Genomic DNA, 1,108 nt, shown 5'->3' with positions numbered 1-1,108 from the left:
GTGTTGTGGAGGGTATCCGGGACGCGCCCTGGGCCTGGTGCCGGCTTGCCGCCGATGGGTCCCAGCACGGTGGAAATGCCGTCCACCAGCGGGTTCTGGGAAGCCATAAGTTGGTCCTGTGTCAGCAGGCCCATAGTCAGGATGCTGATGCCGACATACAGCACGATGGAGATTACCAGCCCTGCGATGGTCGCGCTGCGGATATCCTGCTTGCGGCGAGCGCGTGCGGCGAAGACCATGGCGGATTCCACGCCGATGAAAGCCCACAGCGTTGCAACCGCGGCCGCGTTAACCTGGGAGAGCATGCCGAGCGTCTCCCCGCTGTTATTGGTGCGCGGAGCCAGGAATGGCCCGATATTGCTCTGTTGGAACGCAAACAGGGCAATCACAATGAAGAGCGCAAAGCCGATGACCTTGGTCGCCGTAGCGATAAAATTCAATCGCCCCGCGCTGTTCATGCCTTTTAGGCAGATGGCGTGCGTTCCCCATAGCAGTACCGAGCAGACGAGGAACGTCAGGGCATTGCCCGCTATTAATGTGAAGTTCCCGAAGGTCAGCCATACCTTGTTACTGGTAAGCACCGGGAAGAAGGTGGACAGGTAGCTCGCGAACGTCGTGATAACCGCCACAAAACCAGCGATATTGCCGACCCAGTATCCCCAGGTGGACATAAATCCGGCCAGGAGAGAGCCGTGCGAACCTTCACGAAACAGCTCCTTCGCATAGATTTGCGGGCCGCCGCTGAGCTCAGGCTTACGGACAGCCAGGCTACCGAAGACAAGCGCCAACGTAAGTACACCGAGTCCTGTAGCGGCCCAGGCCAGAATGACCCCGGCAGGACTCGCCGCTTCCGACAGAGATCGAGGTAGCATGAAGATTCCGGAACCGACCATGTTGCCGACCACGAGGGCAGTCAGGATCCAGAAGCCTAATTTATGTCTGGTCATAATGATAAACCCCTTTTGCAAAGTTTTGAAAAGTGAACACTGGCTGATATAAAAAAAATGAACTGACAGGTACCTATGATACACTTTCTCCTGCTAAAGCACCAGAGTAAATTTCAGGAGAGTGACTATTTACCGGCAGTCAGCCTCTATGACGTCATCGC

General features: G+C 56.1%; 1 protein-coding gene. It reads right to left on the bottom strand.

Going from position 1 to position 1,108, the window contains the following annotated elements:
• Positions 1-947 (bottom strand): amino acid permease (locus tag PGLA_RS04545; protein WP_145939480.1); only part of this gene is annotated, 947 nt, incomplete at its 3' end.
• Positions 948-1,108: the final 161 nt, after the last annotated feature.

Source organism: Paenibacillus glacialis (assembly GCF_001637205.1).
Taxonomy (GTDB): Bacteria; Bacillota; Bacilli; order Paenibacillales; family Paenibacillaceae; genus Paenibacillus_AQ; species Paenibacillus_AQ glacialis.
Note: the sequence above shows the minus strand (reverse complement) of the source record. Positions and strands in the feature narration are given on the sequence as shown.